The organism is Leisingera sp. F5, from assembly GCF_001593695.1.
Map to the genome: position 1 here is coordinate 1 of NZ_LUKH01000611.1, position 2,006 is coordinate 2,006.

The 2,006-nt window shown below is 60.3% G+C and carries 2 protein-coding genes; one reads left to right on the forward strand and one right to left on the reverse strand.

The annotated features are described in order from the left end of the window. Nucleotides 1-1,539: efflux RND transporter permease subunit (locus A2I95_RS33885; RefSeq protein ID WP_291736867.1), on the forward strand; the 1,539-nt coding region annotated here is incomplete at its 5' end. Between the two features lie 88 nt (nt 1,540-1,627). Here the strand turns inward: A2I95_RS33885 and A2I95_RS33890 are convergent. Continuing rightward, nucleotides 1,628-1,840: a hypothetical protein gene (locus A2I95_RS33890; protein WP_129370899.1), complete on the reverse strand. Its 213-nt coding sequence runs from the start codon at nt 1,838-1,840 to the stop codon at nt 1,628-1,630. Between the last annotated feature and the right edge of the window lie 166 nt (nt 1,841-2,006).

Sequence of the window (2,006 nt, forward strand, 5' to 3'; positions counted from 1 at the left end):
CGGCTGCTGCGTTTGCCGGTGATCGGGCTTGCCATCATTGCGGCGGTTGCCTTCGGCACCGGCACTATTTTCAACTCTACGTCCAAAGGCTTCCTGCCGGCCGAAGACAACGGCTATCTGTTTGTGGATGTGCAGCTGCCCGACGCGGCGGCGCTGGGACGGACGGAGACAGTGACCGGACGGATCGATGAGCAGATCCGGCAAATCCCCGGTGTCCAGGGCACGGTTCTGGTCAATGGATTCAGCCTGCTGAACGGGGCGGGGGCCAATGGTGCCATGATCATCGCCACCCTTCACCCTTGGGATGAACGGCAAACCGAGGCGCTGCATCCCAATGCTATCCTTGGCCAGATCTACGGCATTGCCAATGGGGAAGCCGCCGCCAGCATCGTCGCCTTCAACCCGCCGCCGATTTCGGGCCTGGGCATGTCCGCAGGTGTTGAAATGGCGATCCAGCAAACCGCGGGCGGCACCCCGCAGGATCTGGCGCAATCGGTCGGCTCGCTGGTCTATTCCGCCAATCAGCGCCCGGAAATCGCCCAGTCCTATACAACCTTCCGGGCCAATGTGCCGCAGGTGTTTGTCGATCTGGACCGCGAAAAGGCCAAGACGTTGAATGTGCCGATTTCCGAGGTGTTTCAGACCATGCAGGCACTCTTGGGGTCCTACTATGTCAACGACTTCAACCTGTTTGGCCGTGTCTACAAGGTGATGCTGCAAGCGGAAGGCACTTACCGCGACAAGATTGAGGATATCGGCGGCCTGTATGTGCGGACGCAGTCAGGTGAAATGGTGCCGCTGTCGACCTTGATTGATGTGGAAAACGTGCTGGGGCCGGTGCTGCTGAAGCGGCACAATATCTTCCGCTCGGCCACTGTTACCGCTGTGCCGGCGGCAGGTCTGTCCACCGGCGATGCGATCCGGGTGATGCAGGAGGAAGCCGCGACGGCGCTGCCGCCGGGCTATGCCTTTGAATGGACCGGTACGGCGCAGCAGCAGCTGGACTCGGCAGGTCTGGTCACCGTGATCCTGGCGATGGCAGTGCTGTTCGGCTACTTGTTTCTGGTCGCGCAATACGAAAGCTGGACGATGCCGGTGGCCATCCTGCTGTCGGTGATCGTGGCCCTGTTCGGAGCGGTGGCAGCGGTGGCAATCGCCGGCAATGACATCAATCTCTACACGCAGATCGGAATGATCATGCTGATCGGCCTGGCGTCGAAAAACGCCATTCTGATTGTCGAGTTTGCGATGGAGCAGCGCGCCGCCGGTCTCTCGATCCGCGACGCGGCGCAGGAGGCCGCCAAACAGCGTTTCCGCGCCGTGATGATGACAGCGCTGTCTTTTCTGCTGGGGGTGGTGCCACTGCTGGTTGCTTCGGGCGCAGGCGCAGCCAGCCAGCGGGCCATCGGTATTGCCGTCTTTGGCGGCATGCTGGCAGCAACCGTGGTTGGCGTCATCGTGGTACCGGTGCTGTATGCGATGATGCAGGGAATGCGCGAACGCATCAAAGGCACACCGGCAGCCCAACCGGCAGAGTAAAACAGCCCGCCCCGCCAGTGCATCTGGCGGGGTTTTCCCTTCCATCAGAACCGAAGGTCCGCCGGGGCTGGCAGCGATCAGCCGGGCATCAGGCGCGGCGCGCCCGCAATCCGCGGTCATGGGCCGCCGACAGGATCAGGTCCCATTTCCGTGGCGTACAGCGGAACTCCGGCTCCACATCACAGGTCAAAGGCGCATTCGCCTCGCTGGGTATCTTTCTGGCTTCAGCGGAAACGCATCGTTCCAACGCCCAGAAATCCGTCAAAGACGGGTTGTCAGTAATCACTTGGCTCAGCAGCATTGCCGCAAGCTCCCCGTTAATGCTGTCCGCTTTGTTAATTTTTAGTACCGCGGATCAATTTTTATGTGGTGCGTATTAGCGTCATCCGGATGATTTGTCACCAGGATGTTTTTCAAACCGTCGCAAAGCTGCAAAAATCCGCCCGGAATGCTTGCCAAGTGATTAC